The organism is Pseudomonas sp. M30-35 (genome assembly GCF_002163625.1).
Taxonomy (GTDB): domain Bacteria; phylum Pseudomonadota; class Gammaproteobacteria; order Pseudomonadales; family Pseudomonadaceae; genus Aquipseudomonas.
Genome location: NZ_CP020892.1, coordinates 3,046,631 through 3,071,913, shown reverse-complemented (window position 1 = coordinate 3,071,913; position 25,283 = coordinate 3,046,631). Strand labels below are relative to the sequence as shown.

At 54.1% G+C, this 25,283-nt stretch carries 21 protein-coding genes; 17 read left to right on the top strand and 4 right to left on the bottom strand.

All coding sequences use genetic code 11. The annotated features are described in order from the left end of the window. Nucleotide 1: 1 nt before the first annotated feature. Nucleotides 2-610 (bottom strand): transcriptional repressor LexA, encoded by a 609-nt coding sequence (gene lexA / locus B9K09_RS14145; RefSeq protein ID WP_087517421.1) that lies wholly within the window; start codon nt 608-610, stop codon nt 2-4. 267 nt (nt 611-877) lie between these two features. Between lexA and B9K09_RS14140 the strand changes: the two genes are divergently transcribed. From B9K09_RS14140 to B9K09_RS14125, 4 genes are read left to right on the top strand one after another with little or no spacing between them, the layout of a single operon-like run. Continuing rightward, nucleotides 878-1,585, top strand: a complete 708-nt coding sequence (locus B9K09_RS14140; RefSeq protein WP_087517420.1) for a TetR/AcrR family transcriptional regulator — start codon at nt 878-880, stop codon at nt 1,583-1,585. A 48-nt stretch (nt 1,586-1,633) separates the two neighbouring features. Then, on the top strand, nt 1,634-2,158 hold the full coding sequence (locus B9K09_RS14135) for a L,D-transpeptidase (protein ID WP_087517419.1): 525 nt from the start codon (nt 1,634-1,636) through the stop codon (nt 2,156-2,158). Nucleotides 2,159-2,179: 21 nt separating this feature from the next. After that, nucleotides 2,180-3,178: a beta-N-acetylhexosaminidase gene (gene nagZ, locus B9K09_RS14130; protein ID WP_177408728.1), complete on the top strand. Its 999-nt coding sequence runs from the start codon at nt 2,180-2,182 to the stop codon at nt 3,176-3,178. A gap of 10 nt (nt 3,179-3,188) precedes the next feature. Beyond that, nucleotides 3,189-3,926, top strand: coding sequence for an S-methyl-5'-thioinosine phosphorylase (locus B9K09_RS14125; RefSeq protein WP_087517417.1), 738 nt, complete (start codon nt 3,189-3,191; stop codon nt 3,924-3,926). Nucleotides 3,927-4,116: 190 nt separating this feature from the next. Here B9K09_RS14125 and B9K09_RS14120 read toward each other — a convergent pair whose 3' ends face one another. Together B9K09_RS14120 and mfd are read right to left on the bottom strand one after the other, a co-directional pair. Further along, entirely contained in the window at nt 4,117-4,644 is a 528-nt protein-coding gene (locus tag B9K09_RS14120; RefSeq protein ID WP_087517416.1) for a CsiV family protein, read from the bottom strand. Nucleotides 4,645-4,661: 17 nt separating this feature from the next. After that, complete coding sequence (gene mfd / locus B9K09_RS14115; RefSeq protein WP_087519112.1) at nt 4,662-8,099, bottom strand: transcription-repair coupling factor; 3,438 nt, start codon at nt 8,097-8,099, stop codon at nt 4,662-4,664. A gap of 132 nt (nt 8,100-8,231) precedes the next feature. Between mfd and B9K09_RS14110 the strand changes: the two genes are divergently transcribed. The 10 genes from B9K09_RS14110 (at nt 8,232) to sthA (ending at nt 18,722) form a co-directional block, all read left to right on the top strand. Beyond that, nucleotides 8,232-9,698, top strand: coding sequence for a glyceraldehyde-3-phosphate dehydrogenase (locus B9K09_RS14110; protein ID WP_087517415.1), 1,467 nt, complete (start codon nt 8,232-8,234; stop codon nt 9,696-9,698). A 422-nt stretch (nt 9,699-10,120) separates the two neighbouring features. Then, nucleotides 10,121-11,458, top strand: coding sequence for a Na(+)-translocating NADH-quinone reductase subunit A (locus B9K09_RS14105; RefSeq protein ID WP_087517414.1), 1,338 nt, complete (start codon nt 10,121-10,123; stop codon nt 11,456-11,458). Between the two features lie 2 nt (nt 11,459-11,460). After that, nucleotides 11,461-12,672: an NADH:ubiquinone reductase (Na(+)-transporting) subunit B gene (locus B9K09_RS14100; protein WP_087517413.1), complete on the top strand. Its 1,212-nt coding sequence runs from the start codon at nt 11,461-11,463 to the stop codon at nt 12,670-12,672. Continuing rightward, complete coding sequence (locus B9K09_RS14095) at nt 12,665-13,453, top strand: Na(+)-translocating NADH-quinone reductase subunit C (protein ID WP_087517412.1); 789 nt, start codon at nt 12,665-12,667, stop codon at nt 13,451-13,453. Before B9K09_RS14100 ends, B9K09_RS14095 begins: the two co-directional genes overlap by 8 nt. After that, nucleotides 13,450-14,124: an NADH:ubiquinone reductase (Na(+)-transporting) subunit D gene (locus tag B9K09_RS14090; protein ID WP_177313036.1), complete on the top strand. Its 675-nt coding sequence runs from the start codon at nt 13,450-13,452 to the stop codon at nt 14,122-14,124. Before B9K09_RS14095 ends, B9K09_RS14090 begins: the two co-directional genes overlap by 4 nt. Then, on the top strand, nt 14,124-14,732 hold the full coding sequence (nqrE, locus tag B9K09_RS14085) for an NADH:ubiquinone reductase (Na(+)-transporting) subunit E (RefSeq protein ID WP_087517411.1): 609 nt from the start codon (nt 14,124-14,126) through the stop codon (nt 14,730-14,732). The genes B9K09_RS14090 and nqrE overlap by 1 nt, the downstream gene beginning before the upstream one ends. A gap of 15 nt (nt 14,733-14,747) precedes the next feature. After that, complete coding sequence (gene nqrF, locus B9K09_RS14080; RefSeq protein ID WP_087517410.1) at nt 14,748-15,971, top strand: NADH:ubiquinone reductase (Na(+)-transporting) subunit F; 1,224 nt, start codon at nt 14,748-14,750, stop codon at nt 15,969-15,971. A 2-nt stretch (nt 15,972-15,973) separates the two neighbouring features. Then, a complete protein-coding gene (locus tag B9K09_RS14075; RefSeq protein WP_087517409.1) occupies nt 15,974-16,999 on the top strand; it encodes an FAD:protein FMN transferase in 1,026 nt (341 codons plus the stop codon). Continuing rightward, on the top strand, nt 16,996-17,223 hold the full coding sequence (gene nqrM / locus B9K09_RS14070) for a (Na+)-NQR maturation NqrM (RefSeq protein WP_087517408.1): 228 nt from the start codon (nt 16,996-16,998) through the stop codon (nt 17,221-17,223). The genes B9K09_RS14075 and nqrM overlap by 4 nt, the downstream gene beginning before the upstream one ends. Nucleotides 17,224-17,327: 104 nt before the next feature. Next, nucleotides 17,328-18,722 (top strand): Si-specific NAD(P)(+) transhydrogenase, encoded by a 1,395-nt coding sequence (sthA, locus tag B9K09_RS14065; RefSeq protein ID WP_087517407.1) that lies wholly within the window; start codon nt 17,328-17,330, stop codon nt 18,720-18,722. A gap of 149 nt (nt 18,723-18,871) precedes the next feature. Here the strand turns inward: sthA and B9K09_RS14060 are convergent, their stop codons facing one another. Next, nucleotides 18,872-20,467: a GMC family oxidoreductase gene (locus B9K09_RS14060; RefSeq protein WP_087517406.1), complete on the bottom strand. Its 1,596-nt coding sequence runs from the start codon at nt 20,465-20,467 to the stop codon at nt 18,872-18,874. Between the two features lie 133 nt (nt 20,468-20,600). Between B9K09_RS14060 and B9K09_RS14055 the strand changes: the two genes are divergently transcribed. From B9K09_RS14055 to acs, 3 genes are all read left to right on the top strand, one after another. Then, entirely contained in the window at nt 20,601-21,608 is a 1,008-nt protein-coding gene (locus B9K09_RS14055; RefSeq protein WP_087517405.1) for an AraC family transcriptional regulator, read from the top strand. A gap of 210 nt (nt 21,609-21,818) precedes the next feature. Next, the gene (locus B9K09_RS14050; protein ID WP_087517404.1) at nt 21,819-22,700 is read left to right on the top strand and encodes a DMT family transporter; all 882 of its coding nucleotides are present in this window, start codon (nt 21,819-21,821) and stop codon (nt 22,698-22,700) included. 200 nt (nt 22,701-22,900) lie between these two features. Beyond that, nucleotides 22,901-24,862, top strand: coding sequence for an acetate--CoA ligase (acs, locus tag B9K09_RS14045; RefSeq protein ID WP_087517403.1), 1,962 nt, complete (start codon nt 22,901-22,903; stop codon nt 24,860-24,862). Nucleotides 24,863-25,283 lie beyond the last annotated feature (421 nt).

Genomic DNA, 25,283 nt, shown 5'->3' with positions numbered 1-25,283 from the left:
ATTAGCGGCGAATAACGCCGACACTTAACCCTTCAATGACTAAGTCCTGCTCTTCAAGGTTGACTTCAATTGGCGCAAATTCAGGGTTTTCGGCAATCAACCAGACTTTGCTACCTTCGCGCTTAAAGCGTTTGACGGTGACTTCATCATCAATTCGCGCCACGACTACCTGGCCATTACGCACTTCTCTCGTGGTGTGCACGGCCAGTAGGTCACCATCCAATATGCCGATGTCTTTCATGCTCATACCGCGTACGCGCAGTAAATAGTCGGCTCTGGGGTGAAAGAATTCGGGGTTGATTCGGCAGGAATCTTCGATGTGCTGTTGCGCCAGAATCGGTTCACCGGCAGCCACTCGACCGATGACGGGCAAGCCGTCTTCTTCTGCATTGGGTTCGAAGCCTGGAATGCGAATGCCGCGAGAAGCGCCCGGGGTCATTTCTATCGCGCCTTTGCGGGCGAGCGCTTTGAGGTGTTCCTCGGCAGCGTTGGGCGATTTGAAACCTAGCTTCTGAGCGATTTCTGCGCGGGTAGGCGGAAAGCCGTTGTCTTCAAGGCATTGCTTGATGAAGGCGAGAATCTCAGCTTGGCGTGGCGTCAGCTTTATCATTGGGTCAGCTCTGTTTTTATATACAGTGACTGGGATTATATACAGTGGATCGAGCTTGGCAATCATCCTTTTGCAATTGGCTTAATTTAATCGTGCTATTTTCTTCCGGTGTTTGTGTTACTTGGTTGCTTTGGTGAGCGTCTTGGTTTTAGTTGTCCGAGAGCGGGTAGGCTAATTAAGGTTGATGCAAAAGACCGCGTTGCAACGCTTGACAATGCATGGAGCCGAAACGTATGTTTCAAACAAGTGTTTGTCAGGTAATGAATAATGGCTCAGTCGGAAACTGTTGAACGCATTTTGGATGCCGCAGAGCAACTGTTTGCCGAAAAAGGGTTTGCGGAAACCTCGTTGCGCTTGATTACCAGCAAAGCTGGGGTCAATCTTGCGGCCGTGAACTATCACTTCGGCTCGAAAAAGGCCCTGATTCAAGCGGTTTTTTCGCGGTTTCTTGGCCCGTTCTGCGCCAGTCTCGAGCGTGAACTGGATCGCCGTGAGGCCAAACCAGGCACTCAAATATCCCTTGAAGAACTTCTCGAGTTATTGGTTGAGCATGCGCTTGCGGTTAAGCCGCGCAGTGGCAACGATCTATCAATATTCATGCGTTTGCTCGGTTTGGCCTTCAGTCAAAGCCAAGGCCACCTGCGCAAGTACCTTGAAGAGGTCTACGGCAAAGTATTCCGGCGTTACATGATGCTGGTTCATGATGCTGCCCCCCGTATCCCGCCACTCGAGTTGTTCTGGCGCGTGCACTTTATGCTTGGCGCGGCTGCATTCAGCATGTCGGGTATCAAGGCTTTGCGTGCGATGTCGGAGACTGATTTCGGGGTTAATACCTCGATTGAACAAGTGATGCGCCTGATGGTGCCGTTTCTGGCGGCGGGCATGCGTTCAGAGTCGGGTTTGAGTGATCCTGCCTTGGCGGCTGCGCAATTGCGGCCTCGGGTAAAAAATCCTCCGCTTGCGGCCAAGGTTTAATGCCTAATGGGTGGGCGTAGTGGAGTTGATCCGCTAAGCTAGCCGCCCATGGCTACCCTCGATTTATTACACATCTCTATTGCCGATCAGTGCCTTTATGGTTTAGCTGAAGGCAAGTTATTGCTGCGCTTGCCGGTTTCCACCGCGCTTAATGGTGTTGGCGAACAAAATGGCTCCGGCTGCACGCCGCGCGGGCGGCATATCGTGCGCGCTAAAATTGGCGATGGATTACCCTTGGCCGCCGTGTTGCGCGGACGTCGCTGGACGGGCGAAGTATGGTCAGCACAAATGGCGGCGGCCTTTCCGGGGCGCGATTGGATTCTGACCCGGATTCTCTGGCTCAGTGGCTGCGAAATTGGGCGTAACCGTTTGGGTAAGGTCGATACTTTCCGGCGCTACATTTATCTGCATGGCACCCCAGATACCGAACCGATGGGCGTGGCGCTTTCCCACGGCTGCATCCGATTGCGCAACGCTGATCTGCTGCAACTGTTCCCGCGGGTGCCGGTCAATTGTGCGGTGGTTATAGATGAAGCGGCGTGCCCTGATTGGGCCGCAATACCTCTTGATTAAGGATTTCCTGTGAGTTCACGTCTGCAAGGCTCATTGATGCTCGACATCGATGGCACCTGGCTCACTGCCGAAGACCGGCAGATTCTGCGTCAACCGCAAGTGGGCGGTTTGATTTTGTTTGCGCGCAATATTGAAGACCCGCGCCAAGTGCGCGAGCTAAGCGCGGCGATTCGCCAGGTTCGTCCAGATTTATTGCTTGCTGTCGATCAAGAGGGCGGCCGGGTTCAACGTCTGCGCCAAGGCTTTGTCCGGTTGCCGGCCATGCGTGCGCTTGCTGACCATCCGAATGCCGAGCAGTTGGCTGAGCGTTGTGGTTGGATTATGGCAATCGAGGTTTTAGCCGTCGGCTTGGACCTGAGCTTCGCGCCCGTACTGGATCTCGATCATCAGCGCAGTGCGGTGGTCGGCTCTCGCGCTTTTGAGGGTGATGCGCAGCGTGCTACGCAACTGGCGAGTGCATTCATTCGCGGTATGAGCCAGGCCGGTATGGCCGCAACGGGCAAGCACTTTCCCGGACATGGCTGGGCTGAAGCCGACTCGCACGTAGCGATTCCAGTGGACGAGCGCAGCCTTGAGCAGATTCGTGCTCAGGATATGCAACCATTTACCCAGTTGGGGGATCAGTTGGCAGCGGTGATGCCTGCACACGTTATATATCCAAAGGTGGATGATCAACCTGCCGGATTCTCGCGTCGCTGGTTGCAGGATATTCTGCGTGGCGAACTTGGCTTTAAAGGTGTGATCTTCAGTGATGACCTGTCGATGGCCGGGGCCCATGTGGTGGGCGATGCTGCGTGCCGAATTGAAGCGGCGTTGAGTGCCGGTTGCGACATGGCTCTGGTGTGTAATGATCGCGCCGCTGCTGAACTTGCGTTGAGCGCCGCGCAACGTCTTGACGTGGTTGCTCCTGATGGCTTGGCGCGTATGCGGCGTCAGGCTTTCCCAGGCATTGAATACCGGCAGAGCCCGCGTTGGCTTGAGGCAACTCGCGCCTTGCGCGCTGCACAGCTTATTGAATAGGAATAACTTGATGACTGTCTACGCGATTATTGGCGGCACCGGCCTGACCCAGCTGGAAGGGTTGACGATTACCGCAGCGCTGAATATCGACACGCCGTTTGGTGCGCCGTCTGCTGCGGTGTTGCGCGGTGAATATGCTGGACGTGAGGTGCTGTTCTTGGCGCGCCACGGACATCCGCATCGAATTCCGCCGCATCAGGTTAATTACCGGGCTAACTTGTGGGCGCTGAAAGAGGCGGGCGCTCAGGCGATTCTTGCGGTCAACGCGGTTGGCGGTATTCACATGGCCATGGGCACCGGTCATTTCTGCGTGCCGCATCAGGTGATTGATTACACCAGCGGTCGCGAGCATACCTATTTCGCTGGTGAGCTGAATCACGTCACCCATGTCGATTTTAGCCATCCATATGATGAAGCCTTGCGCCGCAAGCTTTGCACTGCGCTGGCTGCTGAGCACTGTGCGTTCAGCAGTCATGGTGTTTATGGTGCAACACAGGGGCCGCGCCTTGAAACCGTAGCCGAGATCGCCCGTATGGAGCGTGACGGCTGCGATATTGTCGGCATGACCGGGATGCCTGAAGCGGTTTTGGCGCGTGAGTTAGCGCTGCCATACGCTTGCCTGTCATTGGTGGTTAACCCGGCTGCGGGCAAGAGTAATGAACTGATCACCATGGCGCAGATTGATCGGGCGCTGGTCGATGGCATGGATAAGGTCAAGGCTGTTCTGGCACAGGTGTTGAGCGCCTGAATAGCGGCAAGGTAGGTTGTAACAACGCGAAGCTTGTCCCGCATGGGGCAAGTGCCGAAGTGCTCGAAGAGGAGCGCGTTGCCCGAATGGATATTGCGGGCAATGGCGGATAAAACAGCGTTATCCGCCCTACATGTTGCTGGCATTGTAGGGTGCGACAACGCGAAGCTTGTCCGCCGTGCAGGTGAGTTTATTCCGGGCGAACTCGAATCAACATGCCCAGATTGCTGTGATCGATATAGTTAAGTTTGCGTGTATGCAGGGTGCTTGTTTGCTTTAGGTGCTCACTGCGCGAAACCAACCCGCCGGGTTCAAACTGGTTGATCCACAGATCCACTTTGACTTGTAGCGAACGCTCTTGCTTGAGGCTTAGCGTGCCTTCAATCGGCGCGTGACCCAGACGCTCATCACCCATGCTGAGTGCTACGGTTTCATCGTTGGCTTGGGTCCAGGCCTTGTGCAGCAGCACCTGATAATCGCCGCCATCATTAAGCTTGTCTGCTTCATCGTTAAGTGCAGTTGCACGCTCTTGGTCGGTCTCGATCAGGCGTGCGCCCTGGCGCCAGTCATCCGGGGCGCGGTTGCCTGAAATCAGCAGTTCACCGGGTTGGCGAAATACAATTACCTCAATTTGATAACTGTCGGCTGCCTGTGCTGTCTGGCTTAAGGCGCTAAGCGCCAATAAAGGCAGCAGGGCAAGGCTGCGAAGTGCACGCATATTCACAAATTGATCCTTCAAGATGAGGGTTTCAGGCGCTCAAACAGCGCTTCAAGTATATTGAATCGTTCTTCCGGCCGCTCCATTGGAACCTGGAATTTGAACAGCGTAGCGCCTTCGAATTTATAACGGTTGGGCTGGCCCTGAATCAACTTGATCAGTGTCAGCGGGTCAACACAGGTGTCCGCAGCAAATTCGATGCGACCACCTTGTGGGCCGGCATCGACCTTTTTGATGCCCAGGGTTTCGGCTTGCAGTTTAAGCAAGGTGATGCGGACCAGGTTTTTGGTCGGCTCGGGGAGCAGGCCAAAGCGATCAATCATTTCCACCTGCAATTCTTTCAGGCCGTCTTCATCGACCGCCGAGGCGATGCGTTTATACAGGATCAGGCGTGCATGCACGTCGGGTAGATAATCATCGGGAATCAGGGCTGCCACTCGCAGGTTGATTTCCGGTCCGCCACCCAATGGCTGGTCGAGATTCGGTTGCTCACCTTTGCGTATGGCTTTAACCGCGCGCTCGAGCATTTCCATGTACAGCGTGAAGCCAACTGCTTGAATCTGACCGCTCTGGCCATCGCCTAGCAGTTCGCCTGCGCCGCGAATCTCAAGGTCGTGGGTCGCCAGAACAAAGCCCGCTCCGAGGTCTTGTGCGTTGGCAATGGCTTCAAGGCGCTTTTGTGCGTCGTCGGTGAGTTGTTTGCGTGGCGGCGTCAACAGGTACGCATACGCCTGGTGGTGGCTGCGGCCAACTCGCCCGCGCAATTGATGCAGCTGGGCCAGACCAAATTTGTCGGCGCGCTCGATAATGATGGTATTGGCGCTCGGCACGTCAATACCGGTTTCGATGATGGTCGAGGCGATCAGCACGTTGAAGCGCTTGTGGTAGAAGTCGCCCATCACCTGTTCAAGTTCGCGTTCACGCATCTGCCCGTGGCCGATACCTATGCGCGCCTCCGGGACCAGCTGTGCAAGGTCGGCGGCACATTTTTCGATGGTTTTAACATCGTTGTGCAGGTAGTAAACCTGGCCGCCACGCAGTAACTCACGCAGCAGCGCCTCTTTGATCACGGTGTTTTGCTGTTCCATGACGAAGGTGCGCACTGACAAGCGTCGGGCCGGAGGTGTGGCAATAATCGACAGGTCACGCATCCCGGCGACGGCCATGTTCAGCGTGCGCGGGATCGGTGTGGCGGTGAGGGTGAGGATATCGACTTCGCTGCGCAGCGCTTTAAGCTGCTCTTTCTGGCGCACGCCAAAGCGGTGTTCTTCGTCGATGATAACCAGGCCAAGGTTGTCGAACTTGACATCATCTTGCAGCAGTTTGTGGGTGCCGATGACTATATCGACCTTGCCTTGCGCCAGTTGCTGCATGGCCTCGCCAACTTCCTTGGCGCTTTTAAAGCGGCTCATTACCTCGACCTTTACTGGCCAGTCGGCAAATCGGTCGCGAAAACTGTTGTAGTGCTGCTGGGCGAGCAGGGTGGTTGGTACCAGAATTGCCACTTGCTTGCCGCCATGCACCGCAATGAAAGCGGCGCGCATGGCCACTTCAGTCTTGCCGAAGCCGACATCACCGCAGATCAGGCGGTCCATCGGTTTCGGGGCGAGCATGTCTTCACGTACAGCATCAATTGCGGTTTGCTGATCGAGCGTCTCCTCGAACGGGAAGCCCGCGCTGAAAGTGGCGTAGTCGACTTGTGGGTCGGCAAAGGCATAGCCTTCACGCGCGGCGCGGCGCGCGTAGATATCCAGTAGCTCTGCGGCAACGTCACGGACCTGTTCGGCTGCTTTGCGTTTGGCTTTCTGCCAGATTTCCGAGCCGAGGCGGTGTAGCGGGGCAAGCGCATCGTCGCTGCCGGTGTAGCGGGCGATCAGGTGCAGGCTGGCAACTGGCACATAAAGTTTTGCTTCTTCGGCGTACTGCAACGACAAAAACTCGGCGTTCTGGCCGTCAATCTCCAATGTGATCAAGCCTTGATAACGACCAACACCGTGGTCGATATGCACCACGGGCGAACCCTCGCGCAGCTCGGTGAGGTTCTTGATGACGTTTTCACCGGCATCACGGGTTTTTTCACGGCGTCGGCGCTGCATCACGCGCTGGCCGAATAACGGGCTTTCGGCGATCAGCGCGACATCGTCGAGCTGCAAGCCTTCATCGAGTGGCGCGATGGTGATGCCTAAGCGTTCCTTGCCAGCGATAAACTGTGGCCAGCCATCGACTTCTTTAGGCTTCAGTTTCAGCCTTGCGAGCAATTCGAGCAGTACTTCGCGGCGCCCGGCAGACTCGGCGCAGAACAGAATCCGGCCTTGATATTCTTCGATAAAGCGTCGCAGTGCGGCTAAAGGCTCGCTGGCCTTGGCTTCAATCGCGAGGTCAGGCAATGGTTGCGCATTAAAGCGCAGGCGGCCCACGCCATCCTCGATGTCATCTTGGCTAACCACTACGCGCGGCCAGTTTTTCAGGCGGGCGAAGCAGTCTTCAACCGGTAAAAAGATATCCGCTGGAGGTAGCAGTGGCCGTTCAGGGTCGACTCGGCGTTCTTCATAACGGTTGCGGGCGTCATTCCAGAACTGTTCGGCGGCTTTTTCGATGCCGGGCAGTGAGAATACTTGGGTGTCTTGCGGCAGATAGTCGAATAGGGTTGCGGTTTCCTCAAAAAACAGCGGGATGTAGTACTCGATACCTGCCGGGGTAATGCCTGTGGAAAGGTCTTGATAGATTGGGCAGCGGCGGAAATCGACATCAAAGCGCTCGCGGAAACGGCCGCGGAAATCAGTAACGGCTTTCTTTTCCAGCGGAAACTCGCGCGCTGGCAGCAGCTTGATTGATTCAACTTTGTCGATCGAACGCTGGGTTTCCGGATCAAAGGTGCGCAGGGTTTCGATTTCGTCATCGAATAGATCAATCCGATACGGCTGCTTGCTGCCCATCGGAAATAAATCAATCAGCGCGCCGCGTACAGCAAACTCGCCATGTTCATAAACCGTATCAACGCAGCGATAGCCCGTGGCTTCAAGGCGACTGCGCATGTCGTTGACGTCGAGGGTTTGGCCAACATCGAGTACCAGGCTGCTACCGAGCAGGAAGCGCGTCGGGGCCAGGCGATGTAGGGCGGTAGTTATCGGCACTACCAAAATGCCATGTTTTAATTCCGGCAGGCGGTAAAGTGCAGAAATGCGCTGCGAAATAATGTCTTGATGTGGCGAAAAAAGATCGTAGGGCAAGGTTTCCCAGTCGGGGAAATGCAATACGGGTAGTTGAGGGGCAAAAAAACTCAACTCCTGTTCAAGGCGTTCAGCGCTCTGGCTGTCGGCGGTCAGGAGTAGCGTAAAGCGATTAGCAGCGCTTGCAGCCTCGGCAATTGCTAGGCTTAGCGCAGCGCCGGGGAGGTTACCCCAGTGTTGTTTGCCGGCCGCGGCGGGCAGGGACGGAAGGCGCAGTACAGACACAGGCGGCTCACGGTCAGGATACAAGGCCGCCGATTGTAGCTGGCGAAAGTGCTTGCTGTCAGTTTCGACAGGCGACATTGCCCCCGAGCGCTTGGATCGGCATAATGTAGCCCCTTTTTTCAGCCCCTACATATGTGGAAGGTACTGCCTGTGAATCAGAAGCCCGACCAGTGTCTTGGTGAGTGGATCGATCGAGAAGCCCTTGCGGAAGCGATGATTCCGATGATCGGCCAGCTCTATCGCAATAACAACGTGGTCACATCGATCTATGGTCGTAGCCTGATCAATCGTTCCGTTATTCAGATACTCAAAGCTCACCGTTATGCTCGCCACCGTCTTGATGGTGATGTTGAGCTGTCGGTACACGACACGTTCCAGGTTCTCAAAACCATGGGCGAGCTCAAGCTGGGCTCCGCTTCGATCGACCTCGGCCGCATGATGGCCAAGTTCGGAAAAGAAGCCAACGGTCGTAGCCTTGAGCAGTTCGTCCGCGAAGAGCTTGAAGCGGTTACCGGTCAGCAAAGCGTCTCAGCCCGTAAGGGTACCGACGTCGTGCTGTATGGCTTTGGTCGTATCGGCCGTTTGTTGGCGCGCATCCTGATCGAAAAAACTGGTGGTGGCGATGGTCTGCGTCTGCGCGCCATTGTTGTGCGTAAAGGTGCTGAGAATGACTTGGACAAACGCGCCAGCTTGCTGCGCCGTGACTCGGTTCATGGTCCGTTCAATGGCACCATCACTGTTGATGAAGCCAACAACACCCTGAGCGCCAACGGTAACCTGATCCAGGTTATTTACTCGAATGATCCAGCATCAATCGACTACACCGCTTACGGCATCGAAAACGCTCTGCTGGTGGATAACACTGGTAAGTGGCGCGACGCTGAAGGCTTGGGCCAGCACCTTAAGTGCCCAGGCATTAACCGTGTCGTTCTGACCGCGCCGGGTAAAGGCGAGCTGAAGAATATCGTTCACGGTATCAACCACACTGACATCAGCCCGGATGACAAGATCATCTCTGCTGCGTCTTGCACCACCAACGCCATCGTGCCGGTGCTCAAGGCGGTCGATGACAAGTACGGCATCGTCAACGGTCACGTTGAAACCGTTCACTCGTACACCAACGACCAGAACCTGATCGATAACTTCCATAAAGGCAGTCGTCGTGGTCGTTCGGCTGCGCTGAACATGGTTATCACCGAAACCGGCGCGGCTACTGCGGCGGCCAAGGCTCTGCCAGTGCTTAAAGGCAAGCTGACCGGTAACGCGATTCGAGTTCCGACGCCAAACGTGTCGATGGCCATTCTCAACCTCAACCTTGAGAAATCGACCTCTCGCGAAGAAATCAATGAGTATCTGCGCTACATGGCGCTGCACTCGGATCTGCATAAGCAGATCGATTACGTTAATTCGCAAGAAGTGGTTTCGACTGACTTCGTCGGCTCGCGTCACGCCGGTGTGGTTGATGCTGAGGCGACTATTAGCAACGATAACCGCGTTGTACTGTACGTTTGGTACGACAACGAATTCGGTTACAGCTGTCAGGTCGTGCGTGTAATGGAAGACATGGTCGGGGTTAACCCGCCAGCGTTTCCTCGCTAAGGCCTATTAGCGGTACAAAGAACGGGAGCCGCGGCTCCCGTTTTTTATGCGTCGAATTTGCTGGGTTGATCTGTGGGGCAGTGACTGCTTGGTCGCGAAAACTGAGCGTTTGAGGGATAATGGGCGGATTGGGGTTTGAGTAGGTGTGGAGTAGTCTTGATGTACAGGCGCTTTTAGTCGTATTCACGGCCTGTATGGATTGATCCAAACTATCGCTTTGTCGCCTCTTGTTACGTATCACCTAAAAAAAGCCAAGGCTTGGGTGGTCAGTGACTGGGGCCATCTTTATAATCAAACGGATTTTTTACCCGCGACCGACGCCGTCCATCATGCTGATTTATCTCAGTATGTGCTTGCCTATTGGCTTTCTGGCGTCGTCCGTTTTCTAAGAAGATTTCTAATATCAGTGGTTAGGCAAACCTATGATCAAAATTAAGAATGGGCTCGATTTGCCCATAACTGGCGTGCCGACGCAGCGTATAGAGGCCGCAAGGCCAGTGCGTAGCGTCGCCGTCATAGGCTACGACTATCATGGTATGAAGCCTACGATGGAAGTCCAGGTGGGTGATCGTGTCAAGCTCGGACAAGTATTGTTCGCTGACAAGAAAACCCCGGGTGTGGTCTATACCGCACCGGGCGCAGGCGTTATCAGCGCGATTCATCGCGGTGAGAGGCGTGTGCTGCAGTCGGTGGTGATCGACCTTGAAGGCGATGAGCAAGTGACCTTTGCTCAGTATCCAGCCAGTGAGTTGGCTGGTCTGAGCCATGAAAAAGTCCGTGAGAACCTGCAGCAGTCAGGTCTGTGGACTGCCTTGCGTACGCGTCCTTTCAGCAAGGTGCCTGCGGTTGATGCAGTTCCTAGCTCGATCTTCGTGACCGCGATGGACACCCATCCGTTGGCGGCCGATCCAGCGGTTGTGATCGCTGAGCACGCTACTGATTTTGAAAACGGTCTGAAAGTACTCAGCGCGTTGAGCAAAGTGTTCTTGTGCAAGGGCGAAGGCGTCAATTTGCCAGGCGAACAGCTGGATAAGGTCCAGGCTCAAGCATTTGCCGGTCCGCACCCTGCGGGTTTGGCAGGTACTCATATTCACTTCCTTGACCCGGTTACCGCGACCAAAAGCGTGTGGTCGATTGGTTATCAGGATGTGATTGCAGTCGGTAAGCTGTTCACTACCGGTCAACTGTGGACTGAGCGCGTTGTCTCGTTAGGTGGGCCAGTGGTTGAAAATCCGCGCCTGCTGCGTACCCGTCTGGGTGCAAGTCTTGAAGAAATCACCGCGGGTGAGTTGCAGTCTGGCGAGAACCGTGTGGTTTCCGGTTCGCTGCTTGGCGGTCGAACCGCGTACGGTGCTTTTGCTTTTCTGGGCCGCTACCACCAGCAGGTGTCTTGCCTGGCTGAGGGCAATGACCGTGAAATGCTGCACTATCTGCGCGCTGGCGTGAATAAGCACTCGGTGCTGAATATTTTCGTGTCCAAATTGGCTGCGGCGAAGAAGTTTGCTTTCTCGACAACAACCAATGGCAGTCCACGGGCGATGGTTCCAGTGGGTAATTACGAGGCGGTAATGCCGCTGGATATCCTGCCAACTCAATTGCTGCGCTATCTGATCGTTGGCGACACTGAGATGGCCCAGAAACTGGGTTGTCTGGAACTCGACGAAGAAGATCTGGCGTTGTGCACGTATGTCTGTGCCGGTAAGTATGAATATGGCCCGATCCTGCGCGATAACCTCGCAAGCATCGAGAAGGAGGGTTAATCGTGGGTATCCGTGCTTTTCTCGATAAAATCGAGCACAACTTTGAATCCGGTGGTAAGTACGAAAAGTGGTATGCCTTGTATGAGGCAGTTGACACCTTTTTCTACCGCCCGGGCAGCGTAACCAAAACCACAGCTCACGTGCGTGACGGTATTGACCTCAAGCGCATGATGATCACCGTCTGGATGTGTACCTTCCCGGCGATGTTCTTCGGCATGTGGAACACTGGCTACCAAGCTAACCTGATTTACACTGCAAGCCCTGATCTGCTGGCTGCTCAAGAGGGCTGGCGCTTCGCCTTGATTAGCTCTTTGGCAGGCTTCGACCCGACCAGCATTTGGGATAACTTCATCCAGGGTGCCGCGTACTTCCTGCCTATCTATGCAACTGCCTTTATTGTGGGCGGTTTCTGGGAAGTGCTGTTCGCCTCGATCCGCAAACACGAAGTCAACGAAGGTTTCTTCGTTACCTCGGTGCTGTTTGCCTTGATCCTGCCGGCAAGCATTCCGTTGTGGCAAGTGGCACTGGGCATCAGCTTCGGCGTGGTAATCGGCAAGGAAGTATTCGGCGGTACCGGCAAAAACTTCCTCAACCCGGCACTCGCCGGTCGTGCATTCCTGTTCTTCGCCTATCCAGCGCAGATGTCGGGCGATGCGGTATGGACATCGGTTGATGGCTTTGCTGGCGCGACCTCGCTGGGCTTGGCAGCAGCCGGCGGTATTGAGAACGTGATCGGCAATGGCATCAGCTGGATGGATGCGTTTGTCGGCACTATCAACGGCTCTATCGGTGAAACCAGCACGCTGGCGTTGTTGATCGGTGGCGGCATCTTGGTGATGACCAAAATTGCTTCGTGGCGCATTGTCGCTGGGGTCATGCTCGGCATGATCGGTCTGAGCATGCTGTTCAATTTGATTGGCTCTGACACCAACCCGATGTTCGCCATGCCGTGGTACTGGCATATGGTAGTGGGTGGTTTCGCCTTCGGTATGTTCTTCATGGCCACCGACCCGGTGTCGGCCTCTATGACCAACACCGGCAAGTGGATTTTCGGTGCTCTGATTGGCTTTATGGTGGTGTTGATCCGTGTGGTTAACCCGGCGTTCCCAGAAGGCATGATGCTGGCGATCCTGTTTGCCAACCTGTTTTCACCGTTGATCGACCACTTCGTCGTTCAAGCCAATATCAAGCGGAGGCTGGCACGCAATGTCTAGTCAAAAAGAATCCACCGCACGTACGTTGCTGGTGGCCCTGCTGGTTTGCCTGGTGTGCTCGGTATTTGTTGCCGGTGCCGCAATTGCGCTGAAACCAGCGCAGCAGGACAACCGTCTGCTGGACAAGCAGCGCAGCATTCTGGCTATCGCCGGTCTGGGTAATCCAGAGATGAGCGGTAAAGAAGTCAAAGCGCTGTTTGACGGGCGTATTACGGCAAAGATTGTTGACCTGCAAACCGGTACATTCAGCGACGCTAAAGACCCGCTCAAGTACGAACCACTGCAAGGTGCGAAAGATCCGAGCGAGTCAATTGCTCTAGAGCCTGAGCAAGATTTCGCCAAGATCAAGCGCCGTGAGCGCTACACCATCGTTTACTTGGTTGAGACAGACGGCAAGCTGGATAAAGTCGTATTGCCGATTCGCGGGCAAGGCCTGTGGTCGACGCTGTACGGTTTTATCGCGCTGCAAGATGATCTCGACACTGTAAGTGGCTTTGGTTTTTATCAGCATGCTGAAACCCCAGGTTTGGGCGGCGAAGTTGATAACCCGAAATGGAAGGCCTTGTGGCCAGGCAAAACCGTTTACTCAGACGATGGCAAAGTAGCTATTTCTGTGGTTAAAGGTGGTGTCGACCCGAAAAGCCCGAAAGCCGTGCATCAGGTTGACGCACTCGCCGGGGCAACACTGACCAGTAATGGCGTTGATCACCTGTTGAAGTTCTGGATGGGTGAACAAGGTTTTGGTCCGTTTCTCACTAAATTGAACGCAGGGGAGGCTTGATCATGTCGCAGCCGACTATTAAAGAGGTCCTGCTCAATCCGATCTTCAACAACAACCCGATTGGTTTGCAGATTCTGGGTATCTGTTCCGCGCTGGCGGTAACCTCGAACCTGAAGACCGCACTGGTTATGTCGATCGCTTTGACCTTGGTAACCGGGTTCTCCAACCTGTTTATCTCGATGATCCGCAGTCAGATCCCAAGCTCGATCCGCATGATTGTGCAGATGGTGATTATTGCATCCTTGGTAATCCTGGTTGATCAGGTGCTCAAGGCGTTTGCCTTTAGCCTGTCGAAACAGCTGTCGGTATTTATCGGCCTGATCATCACCAACTGTATCGTAATGGGCCGTGCTGAAGCCTTTGCCATGCAGAACCCGCCAGTGCTGTCGTTCTTCGATGGTATCGGTAACGGTCTGGGTTACAGCGCCATGTTGATTGCTCTCGGCATCATTCGTGAGCTATTTGGTGCCGGTAAGCTGCTGGGCTTTGAAATCCTTCCGGTTATCAACGACGGCGGTTGGTATCAGCCTAACGGCATGTTGCTGCTGCCACCTTCGGCGTTCTTCCTGATCGGCCTGTTTATCTGGGGCATTCGTAGCTGGAAGAAAGATCAAGTGGAAAAGCCAAGCTTCAAAATGGCGCCACAGGTCTCGAATAAGGAGGCTTATTAATGGAACATTATCTGAGCCTGCTGGCTAAAGCGGTGTTCGTTGAGAACATGGCCTTAGCCTTCTTCCTGGGCATGTGCACCTTTATCGCGATCTCGAAGAAAGTAGAGACTGCGATTGGTCTGGGTATCGCTGTAATCGTGGTGCAGGTCATCACCGTTCCAGCCAACAACCTGATCTACACCTACCTGCTCAAAGACGGCGCACTGGCGTGGGCTGGTCTGCCTGAAGTGGACCTGAGCTTTCTGGGTCTGCTCAGCTACATCGGTGTAATTGCGGCCATCGTGCAAATCCTTGAAATGCTCTTGGATAAGTACGTACCCGCGCTGTACAACGCCTTGGGTGTGTTTTTGCCACTGATCACGGTTAACTGCGCGATCATGGGCGGTACCTTGTTCATGGTGCAACGTGATTACAACCTGGCTGAAAGTACCGTTTATGGTTTCGGTTCGGGCTTGTCCTGGGCGCTGGCGATTGCCGCTCTGGCAGGGATTCGCGAGAAGCTCAAGTACAGTGACGTACCGGCTGGTTTGCAGGGTTTGGGTATTACCTTCATCACCATCGGCTTGATGTCTCTGGGCTTCATGTCCTTCTCTGGCGTGCAGTTGTAAGGACGGGATGAACAGATGAATTACGAAATTTTTCTCGCAATAGGCATGTTCACCGCCATCGTTCTGGCGTTGGTAGTGATTATCCTGATGGCGCGCGCCAAGCTGGTTTCCAGTGGTGACGTGAGCATCGAAATCAACGGTGAAAAGACCATCGTAGTCCCGGCGGGCGGCAAATTGCTGCAAACCTTGGCTGCCAATAATGTGTTTTTGTCATCTGCTTGTGGTGGCGGCGGTACCTGCGCCCAATGCAAGTGTGTGATTTCTTCTGGCGGTGGCGAAATGCTTTCCACTGAAGAGTCGCATTTCACGCGTCGTGAAGCCAAAGAAGGCTGGCGCTTGTCATGTCAGGCTGCCGTCAAGCAGGACATGAAGATTGAAGTGCCGGAAGAAGTCTTCGGTGTGAAGAAGTGGGAGTGCACTGTAGAGTCCAATCCTAACGTTGCCACCTTCATTAAGGAGCTGACGCTCAAATTGCCAGAAGGCGAGAGCGTTGACTTCCGCGCAGGTGGTTACGTACAGCTTGAGTGCCCACCGCACGAAGTGCATTACAAAGACTTCGATATTCAAGAGGAATATCGCGGCGACTGGGACAAATTCAACCAGTGGAAGTACGTGTCAAAGGTTGAAGAGACAGTCATTCGCGCCTACTCGATGGCCAACTACCCAGAAGAAGTCGGTCTGGTGAAGTTCAACATCCGTATCGCATCGCCGCCACCAGGCAAGGATCACTTGCCACCGGGTCAGATGTCTTCGTATGTGTTCAGCCTCAAACCGGGCGATAAAATCACTGTTTACGGACCATTTGGTGAGTTCTTCGCCAAAGAGACTGACGCAGAGATGGTGTTTATCGGTGGTGGTGCGGGTATGGCGCCAATGCGTTCGCACATCTTCGACCAACTCAAGCGTTTGAAGTCGACGCGCAAGATCAGCTTCTGGTACGGCGCACGCTCCATGCGTGAGGCGTTCTACAACGAAGAGTACGATCAGTTGCAGGCTGAGAACTCAAACTTTCAGTGGCACTTGGCGTTGTCTGATCCGCAGCCGGAAGATAACTGGACTGGTCTGAAAGGCTTCATCCACAATGTGTTGTACGAGAACTATCTGAAGGACCATCCGGCTCCAGAAGATTGTGAGTTCTACATGTGCGGCCCACCAATGATGAACGCCGCAGTGATCAAGATGCTGATCGATTTAGGTGTAGAGCAGGAAAATATCCTCCTCGACGACTTCGGCGGTTGATCATGAAACACGCTGTACTACAGCCCGTTATTGCTGTCGCCTTGGCGGCAGCCCTAACGGGCTGCTGGTTTTCGGACCGGGTAGAAGAGTTTGGCGGCCCAACCATGGGCAGTTCGTACAGTGTTAAGTACGTTCACACTGACGCTACGCCTGACGTTGCCGAGGTCAAAGCACAGACCGAGGCGATTCTTGCCGAGGTCGATAAACAAATGTCGACCTACCGTGATGATTCGCTTGTATCCGAGTTCAACCAGGCCCCCGCTGGCAGTTGCATGCAGCTACCAGAAGGCATGCTTGAGTTGGTTCGAGTGGGCGGTGAGTTGTCTGAGCAAAGTGACGGGGCGTTTGACCTGACCCTTGAGCCGTTGCTCAATCTCTGGGGGTTTGGTCCAAAGGCCAGGGCTGAGAAAGTCCCAACTCCTGAGCAGGTAACCGAGGCGCGTAAGCACATTGGTCATCAGCACCTGCATATCGACGGGCAGTCGTTGTGTAAAGATGTCGGCATTCAGCTCGACTTCAACAGCATTGCTGCAGGTTATACGGTCGATAAGATTATTAAGCGACTCAAGGAACTGGGTATCACCAGCTATTTGGTCGAAGCGACTGGCGAGCTAAAGGCCGCGGGTAAAAAGCCTGATGGTCAGCCTTGGCGTATAGCCATCGAGGCGCCACGCGATGATGAGCGCGTGTCGCAAAAAGTCCTTGAGCTCGACGGTTACGGTATTTCTACCTCGGGCGATTACCGTAATTATTTTGAAGAAAACGGTGTGCGTTACTCGCATACCATTGATCCGCAAACAGGCGCGCCGATTACCCACAAGTTGGCCTCGGTAACAGTGGCGAATCGTTCAACCTTGATGGCTGATGGTTTGTCGACGTTGTTGATGGTGCTTGGGCCTGAGCGCGGTATGGCTTACGCTAGAGAGGCAGGTGTTGCTGCGTTTTTCGTGACCCGTGAAGGCGAAGCCTTCGTCACCAATAGCAGCCCTGCATTCGAGCAGCTTTTTGCTGCAGGAGAAGAGCAATGACTTTTGTAATCGTATTTTTGGTGATGTTGCTGGTGGTTTCGATGATGGCAGTTGGTGTCATCATGGGCCGTAAACCCATCGCTGGTTCGTGCGGCGGTATCGCTAATTTGGGCATCGAAAAAGAGTGCTCGATTTGTGGCGGTAGCCGTGAGAAGTGCGAAGAAGTGAACAGTGTTGACCCAGCTAAACAAACCACGCTGGCTTATGACGCAACCAAGATTTAGCAGTGGTTTAGCGTACACAAGTTTCTGATTGCCAAGCTGCAATGGCAGTGTTGGCCCTGCCGCCAGTGTAGAGAATGCGCTGCGGTGTGATTTGAGGAGTAAACATGGCGGTCTACAACTACGACGTAGTGGTATTGGGTTCCGGCCCAGCGGGTGAAGGCGCAGCAATGAACGCGGTAAAAGCCGGGCGCAAAGTTGCTGTGATCGACAGTCGCCGCGAAGTGGGTGGCAACAGCACTCACTTGGGGACCGTGCCCTCCAAGGCCTTGCGTCACTCGGTTCGTCAGATCATGCAGTTCAACACCAACCCGATGTTTCGCCAGATTGGCGAGCCGCGTTGGTTCTCTTTCCCGGACGTCCTGAAAAGCGCCGAGCGGGTTATCTCCAAGCAGGTTTCTTCACGCACTGGTTACTACGCACGTAATCGTATTGACGTGTTTCATGGCACGGCAAGCTTTGCCGATGAGCACACGATTGAAGTGGTTTGCCCAAATGGTGCGGTTGAGAAACTGGTCGCCAAGGACATCGTCATTGCCACCGGCTCGCGTCCATACCGTCCGGATGGTGTTGATTTTACCCACCCGCGGGTTTATGATAGCGACACCATCCTGACCTTGAGCCACACGCCACGTCGCTTGATCATTTACGGGGCAGGGGTGATTGGTTGTGAGTACGCATCGATCTTCAGCGGCCTTGGCGTATTGGTCGATCTGATCGACAACCGCGATCAACTGCTCAGCTTCCTTGATCCTGAAATCTCCGATGCCTTGAGTTATCACCTGCGCAACACCAATGTCTTGATTCGCCACAATGAAGAGTATGAGCGCATCGAAGGTGTCGATAACGGTGTTGTACTGCACCTGAAGTCAGGTAAGAAAATCAAGGCAGATGCTTTGCTCTGGTGTAACGGTCGTACCGGTAACACCGACAAGCTGGCATTGGAAAACATTGGTCTCAAGGCCAATGGTCGTGGCCAGCTGGATGTTGATGAGCATTACCGCACAACTGTGCCAAACATCTATGCAGCCGGTGATGTGATCGGTTGGCCAAGTTTGGCAAGTGCTGCTTTTGACCAGGGCCGTTCAGCTTCTGGGAGCATTGTTGAAAACGACAGCTGGCGTTTCGTCAATGATGTGCCAACCGGCATTTACACCATTCCTGAAATTAGCTCGATCGGTAAGAACGAGCGGGAACTGACCCAGGATAAAATCCCTTACGAAGTCGGTAAGGCGTTTTTCAAAGGCATGGCCCGCGCACAGATTTCCAGTGAGCCGGTCGGCATGCTGAAGATTTTGTTCCACCGTGAAACCCTTGAGGTTCTAGGCGTACACTGCTTCGGTTATCAAGCCTCGGAGATCGTGCACATTGGTCAGGCGATCATGAACCAGAAAGGTGAAGCGAATACGCTTAAGTATTTCGTCAATACCACCTTCAACTACCCGACCATGGCTGAAGCCTACCGGGTTGCTGCGTTCGATGGCCTCAACCGGCTTTTTTGACCGGCTCCGACCGGTGGCCTGAGCCGGTTGGGGATGACCCGTTCAGTAACTCAAAGGATTGGCAATGGCCGAATCGGGAGAGTTACTGATTAGGCTTAAATAAAAAAACCGGCAATCATTGCCGGTTTTTTTATGGGTACAACATTTGCTCAAACGCTGGTTTCAGCCTGAGTTAGCCACTCAGCGGCCCGTTCTGCAATCATGATTGTGCCAGCGTTGGTGTTGCCGCCAACCAGCGTCGGCATTACGGATGCATCAATCACGCGAAGGTTGTCGATACCATGCACACGTAAGTGGTTATCGACCACTGCGTTGTCATCGCTGCCCATTTTGCAGGTGCCAACCGGGTGATAAATACTGTCTGCACGCGAACGAATACTTTGCAGCAGTTCTTCGTCTGTTTGCGTATCGGTGCCGTATATATCCTTGAGCTGATAAGCAGCCATCGGCGCTTGTTTGATGATCTCTTGCGCCATGCGATAACCCTTGAGCAGGGTTTTGAGATCATCCTCATGGCCAAGCAGATTAGGGTCGATTTTGGGTGGAGCTGCCGGGTCGCTTGAATTTAGCCCCACGCTGCCGACGCTCTTGGGTCTCAGCACGCAAATGTGGCAGCTGAAACCGTGGCCCCAATGCAGTTTACGGTTGTGATCATCAATCAAGGCAATCACTGAGTGCAACTGAACATCGGGCCGGTCAAGGGCTGGGTCAGTTTTCAGAAAAGCGCCGCCCTCTGCGCAGTTGCTCGCAAATGGTCCTGTTTTAGTCCGTGTGTACTGCCACAGCGCTTTACCCATTTTGGGCGAGCCGGTAATAGACACACCCAGCAACGAGGTATCTGGACTGCGGTAGGAAATCACCATGTCTGGATGGTCTTGGAGCTGCTGGCCCACTCCGCGCAGCTCATGCAGGACTGCAATGCCATGCGGCTCCAGGTCCTCTTTGCGACCAATCCCGGAAAGCATCAACAGGTGTGGGCTACCAAATGCGCCAGCGCTTAGAAGCACCTCTTTACGTGCTTTGAGCTGTTGGCTTTTACCTTTCAGGCGGATAGACACACCAACTGCTTTTTTGCCGTCAAGAATAATACGTTCAGCCAGTGCGCCGGTGATCACCTTGAGGTTGCTGCGCTGATTGCGGATTGGCTTTAAAAAAGCAGTTGCGGTGCTCCAGCGACGGCCGTTATGAATGGTCACATCGTAGGCGCCAACGCCTTCTTGGTCTTCGCCGTTGAAGTCGGAGTTATGCTTATGACCGGCGCTGATACCCGCTTCAATAAAGGCTTTGGTGACTGGGTGGTGCGCTAGTTGGTCAACAAACAGTTCGCCTTCACCGCCATGAAACTGATTGGCTCCGCCGTGATAGGTCTCACTTTTGCGAAAGTAGGGCAGTACATCGTCATAGCCCCAGCCGTCGTTGCCCAGTGCTTTCCAGTCCTCATAGTCACTGCGGTCACCACGAATATAGATCATGCCGTTAATCGAGCTACTGCCGCCCAAGGTTTTACCACGGGGTTGGTAGCCAATCCGGTTGTCGAGGCCCTTCTGAGCGGTAGTGTCGAATGCCCAGTTAACATGGCGAGTGGGCAAGATAGCGGCAACCCCAACGGGGGTGTGAATCAGCGGGGAGGTGTCTTCGGAACCTGCCTCAAGCAGACACACGGACACTTCAGGGTTGGCGCTCAGTCGGTTGGCCAGTACACAACCTGCTGAGCCGGCACCAATGATGATGTAGTCAAATTGCATGAGGAAGTCCCAATTTTAATTATTGTGGGCACATCGCATTGGATGCAATGCAGTCAGTGGATCCTGATTAATTGTTAGCCGATGCGCTATAATTTTATTGATCTTTGACGACTTTTAATTGATCTTTAGTGACATGACAGCACTCATCAGAACGACTTCATTTATTGGTTTTCGTGAATTGGTCACGGAACTGGGCGGGGACCCTATACGGCTATTAGAGCGGTTTCGGGTGCCAATAAATCTGCTCGATGAGGAAGATGCTTCAGTCCAATTACGTACCTTAATCGAGTTGCTTGAGTGCGCTGCTGAGGAACTGGACTGCCCTGACTTCGGTCTGCGTATGGCTGAGTATCAAGACATCCATATTCTCGGGCCTGTGGCGATTATTGCGCGCAGCTCCGCAACAGCTGGGCAAGCGTTGGCTGAGTTGGTGCGCTTTATCGGCTATCACAGCCCTGGAATTGAGTTGGATCTGGATTTAACCGTCGCCGATGCGCCGCGAATGGCAGTTGATATTCGCCTGCCTGGCGTGCATATGCAGAGGCAGATGGTTGAACTGTCCATGGGGGTGGCGCACAACATCATGCGCTTATTGTTTGGCCCCTCATTCGCGGCTCAGACGGTACTGCTCAGTGGCATCAGCCCATTGCCGCAAGCGCGCTATCGACGCTATTTCAAAACCTCGGTTTATGACGCTCAGCCGGTCAATGCGTTCGTACTGACTGCCGCGCAGTTACATCACCGAATTGAACAACAAGACCCCAGCCTGCACCGCGCAATGGTCCAGTACCTAAGCCATATAGGCGCGCAAAAGTCGACGAGTTTGCTCGAGCAGGTCAATCGTCTGATTTTTCGATTATTGCCGACCAACCGCTGCCGCCTTGTCATTATTGCTGCTCAGCTAGGGTTGCATCCTCGCTTGCTACAGCGACGTCTCGCTGAAGAAGGTTGTCGTTTTGATGAGCTGGTTGAGCAGGTTCGACGTAACCGGGCCGAGCATTACTTGAGTGAGCGGCATATGCCCATGTCGCAGGTGGCTGGCCTGCTTGGCTACAGCGAGCAAAGTGTTTTTAACCGCTCCTGCAAGCGCTGGTTTGGCGTGACTCCGGGTGAGTATCGTCGCCAGTTGCTGGCCCGCTAATCAAGCCATCAGACCGATCGCTTGCCAGAACCTTGCCAGACAAGCTGCGCTATGACTTTGCTGGCGACGAAAAGGTATCGAGCGGACGGGCAACGATAGCCATTGGATTTTATTAACCTCAAGCACTTGGTCAGCTCAGTACACTGAACTATAGTTAGCAGCCTATTCATCTTTTGTAGGCTCTGACCTGCGTTCAACAATGAGACGTGCATGAGTGCCAGCAGCGCAACGCTGTCGAATTCTAGCCACCCCGTTAAAGGGATTCTGCTCATCCTGTTGGCGACGTTTTTGTTCGCCAGTCATGATGCGCTGTCTAAATATCTGTCTGGTTTCTACCCGGTCGTGATGGTGGTGTGGGCGCGGTATGTGGTGCATACCTTGCTCATGGCCGGGATATTCCTGCCGCAGTCGGGTTTGCGTGTTTTGCGCAGTAAGCGGCCGGGGCTTCAGGCTCTGCGTGCTTGTTGCTTACTGGGGACGAGCCTGTTCTTTACCACTAGCTTGCTGTTTATTCCCTTGGCTGAGGCTACCGCGGTTAACTTTTTAGCACCGCTGTTGGTGACGGCATTGTCAGTGCCCTTGCTTGGTGAGTCCGTGAGTCGGCGCCAGTGGGCTGCAGTCTTGGTCGGTTTTGCCGGGGTGTTGGTGATTGTCCATCCAGGCGGTGAAATGTTTACCCTGGCGATTATCTTGCCGTTTTGCTCGGCGATGTGCTTCAGCTGCTACCAGATTCTGACCCGTAAACTGAGCGGGATCGATTCGCCAACAACCAGTAATTTCTTTGCTGGGCTGTTTAATACATTGCTGGTTAGTGCGCTGGTGCCGTTTTTCTGGGAGGTTCCCAGCCTTACTCATGGCCTGTTAATGCTGGCGCTGGGTACATGTGGCATGTCTGCGCATCTGTTTTTGACTCAAGCGTTTCGCAGTGCGCCACCGGCACTGTTGGCACCCTTTGGCTACTGCCAGATCGTGTTTGCAGGTTTGCTCGGCTTTCTGGTCTTTTCCCACGTACCTGACAGCAGCACGTTGGTCGGTATTGTGATCATTTGCCTGAGTGGTTTGGCGGCAGCCTGGCAGCAAGGAAGACGCTAGGGCTGTTCGTTCGCGAATGCGCTTGGCAGTGCTTTGGGTAGGGTAATGGCAAGCAAACCAGGCCCTGCCGCTCAATTTCCCCCGTCGAAAGTACAGTAACACCACGCTAAGACCATGGTCGAATGGCCTGCAATGGGGCTGCTGGTCACACAATGGGCAATATAAAAATAACCAATCCCTTTGTGCTTAAGGAGTTGTTAATGAGTCCTGTCAACCTGTATCCCGTGAGTCCAGAGGCTGCGGCTAAGTCGCTAACCGATGAGGCAACCTACAAGGCCATGTACCAGCAGTCCGTGGTCAATCCGGATGGTTTCTGGCGTGAACAAGCGCAGCGTCTTGATTGGATCAAGCCGTTCACCAAGGTTAAACAAACCTCATTTGACGACCATCATGTCGATATCAAATGGTTTGCTGACGGCACTCTCAACGTCTCGTATAACTGCCTTGATCGTCACCTTGAAGAGCGTGGTGATCAGGTCGCGATCATTTGGGAGGGCGATGATCCTTCCGAGCAGCGCAACATCACCTACCGCGAACTGCATGAAGACGTCTGCAAATTCGCCAACGCATTGCGCGGCCAGGATATCCATCGCGGCGATGTGGTGACGATCTATATGCCAATGATCCCCGAGGCGGTCGTGGCAATGCTTGCGTGCACGCGCATCGGTGCAATCCACTCGGTGGTGTTCGGCGGCTTCTCGCCTGAGGCGCTGGCAGGGCGGATCATTGATTGCAATTCCAAAGTGGTGATCACCGCTGATGAAGGTCTGCGTGGTGGTAAGCGCATCGCCCTCAAAGCCAACGTTGATGACGCGCTGACCAACCCTGAAACCGCTAGTGTGACGAAAGTCATCGTCTGCAAACGCACCGGCGGCGATATCAAGTGGAACCAGCATCGCGACGTCTGGTACGAAGACCTGATGAAGGTTGCAGGCAGCTACTGCGCACCCAAAGAGATGGGTGCCGAGGAAGCACTGTTTATCCTTTACACATCAGGCTCAACCGGTAAGCCAAAAGGCGTGCAGCACACCACAGGTGGCTATTTGGTCTATGCCGCGCTAACGCACGAACGTGTGTTCGACTACAAACCGGGTGATATCTACTGGTGCACCGCCGACGTAGGTTGGGTGACTGGCCACAGCTATATTGTCTACGGGCCGCTGGCCAATGGTGCGACCACCTTGCTGTTTGAAGGTGTGCCTAACTATCCGGATATTACCCGCGTGTCGAAAATCATCGACAAGCACAAGGTCAACATCCTCTACACCGCGCCGACAGCGATCCGCGCGATGATGGCTGAAGGTGAGGCTGCAATTAAAGATGCTGATGGTTCCAGCTTGCGCTTGCTGGGCTCGGTTGGTGAGCCAATCAACCCGGAAGCTTGGAACTGGTACTACAAGACCATTGGTAAAGAGAAATGCCCGATTGTCGATACCTGGTGGCAAACCGAGACTGGCGGCATCCTGATCAGCCCGTTACCGGGCGCAACGGCACTGAAGCCAGGTTCGGCGACTCGTCCGTTCTTCGGCGTCCAGCCTGCATTGGTTGATAATCTGGGTAACCTGCTGGAAGGCGCAGTTGAAGGCAACCTGGTTATTATCGACTCATGGCCGGGCCAGGCGCGCACGCTGTATGGCGACCATGATCGCTTTGTCGATACCTACTTCAAAACCTTCCGTGGCATGTATTTCACGGGTGATGGTGCGCGTCGCGACGAAGATGGCTACTTCTGGATCACCGGGCGTGTCGATGACGTGCTTAACGTCTCCGGTCACCGCATGGGGACTGCTGAAATCGAAAGCGCCATGGTTGCTCACCCGAAAGTGGCCGAGGCAGCCGTTGTCGGTGTGCCGCACGACATCAAAGGGCAGGGGATCTATGTTTACGTGACCCTCACCGGCGGCGTAGAAAGCTCTGAACAGCTGCGCCAGGAACTGAAAAACTGGGTGCGTAAAGAGATCGGCCCAATCGCCTCACCTGATGTGATTCAGTGGGCGCCGGGGCTGCCGAAGACGCGCTCGGGCAAGATCATGCGCCGTATTTTGCGCAAGATCGCTACGGCTGAATACGATGGCTTGGGTGATATCTCGACGCTGGCAGATCCTGGCGTGGTGCAGCACCTCATTGATACGCACAAGGCGATGCAAAGCGCTTGTGCGTGACCTTGAGCATGTCTGAATAAGCAATTGCGGTAATTTAAACGCCCGGCTCTATGAGTTGGGCGTCTTTTTTTGCACCGATTAATCTGCTTGATACCGAGGTCGCGAAAGGGTCGCGGCCCTGCAACAAGCTTTAAATCATCCAGCGATGCGTAACACTGTTGCGCCTAATTGGGGCGCATGGGAACACTTTGCGCATTTTAAATGCTGAAAATACTTGGCTTTTGAAATAAAATTAGCCAATTAGGCCCGTGGAATAAAGGGTCTTAAAATATTGGCGTCGATATTGCTTTTATAATTGGTTGGATTTCAATTCTTCCTACGCATTTTTTGCTCGGGATGTCAATCGCCTGCCAAGGCGCCTTAGGTGCATTTGTAATTACTTGTCGCATTGAAGAAATATACAGTTTCAGCCTCTCGCTAG

Coding starts and splice junctions, on each gene's coding strand:
- nqrF (WP_087517410.1), top strand. CDS start 14,748: ATGAATTACGAAATTTTTCTCGCAATAGGCATGTTCACCGCCATCGTT.
- B9K09_RS14125 (WP_087517417.1), top strand. CDS start 3,189: ATGACTGTCTACGCGATTATTGGCGGCACCGGCCTGACCCAGCTGGAA.
- B9K09_RS14075 (WP_087517409.1), top strand. CDS start 15,974: ATGAAACACGCTGTACTACAGCCCGTTATTGCTGTCGCCTTGGCGGCA.
- B9K09_RS14140 (WP_087517420.1), top strand. CDS start 878: ATGGCTCAGTCGGAAACTGTTGAACGCATTTTGGATGCCGCAGAGCAA.
- B9K09_RS14105 (WP_087517414.1), top strand. CDS start 10,121: ATGATCAAAATTAAGAATGGGCTCGATTTGCCCATAACTGGCGTGCCG.
- nqrE (WP_087517411.1), top strand. CDS start 14,124: ATGGAACATTATCTGAGCCTGCTGGCTAAAGCGGTGTTCGTTGAGAAC.
- B9K09_RS14060 (WP_087517406.1), bottom strand. CDS start 20,467: ATGCAATTTGACTACATCATCATTGGTGCCGGCTCAGCAGGTTGTGTA.
- B9K09_RS14110 (WP_087517415.1), top strand. CDS start 8,232: ATGTGGAAGGTACTGCCTGTGAATCAGAAGCCCGACCAGTGTCTTGGT.
- lexA (WP_087517421.1), bottom strand. CDS start 610: ATGATAAAGCTGACGCCACGCCAAGCTGAGATTCTCGCCTTCATCAAG.
- B9K09_RS14050 (WP_087517404.1), top strand. CDS start 21,819: ATGAGTGCCAGCAGCGCAACGCTGTCGAATTCTAGCCACCCCGTTAAA.
- B9K09_RS14095 (WP_087517412.1), top strand. CDS start 12,665: ATGTCTAGTCAAAAAGAATCCACCGCACGTACGTTGCTGGTGGCCCTG.
- B9K09_RS14120 (WP_087517416.1), bottom strand. CDS start 4,644: ATGCGTGCACTTCGCAGCCTTGCCCTGCTGCCTTTATTGGCGCTTAGC.
- B9K09_RS14055 (WP_087517405.1), top strand. CDS start 20,601: ATGACAGCACTCATCAGAACGACTTCATTTATTGGTTTTCGTGAATTG.
- B9K09_RS14135 (WP_087517419.1), top strand. CDS start 1,634: ATGGCTACCCTCGATTTATTACACATCTCTATTGCCGATCAGTGCCTT.
- nqrM (WP_087517408.1), top strand. CDS start 16,996: ATGACTTTTGTAATCGTATTTTTGGTGATGTTGCTGGTGGTTTCGATG.
- sthA (WP_087517407.1), top strand. CDS start 17,328: ATGGCGGTCTACAACTACGACGTAGTGGTATTGGGTTCCGGCCCAGCG.
- acs (WP_087517403.1), top strand. CDS start 22,901: ATGAGTCCTGTCAACCTGTATCCCGTGAGTCCAGAGGCTGCGGCTAAG.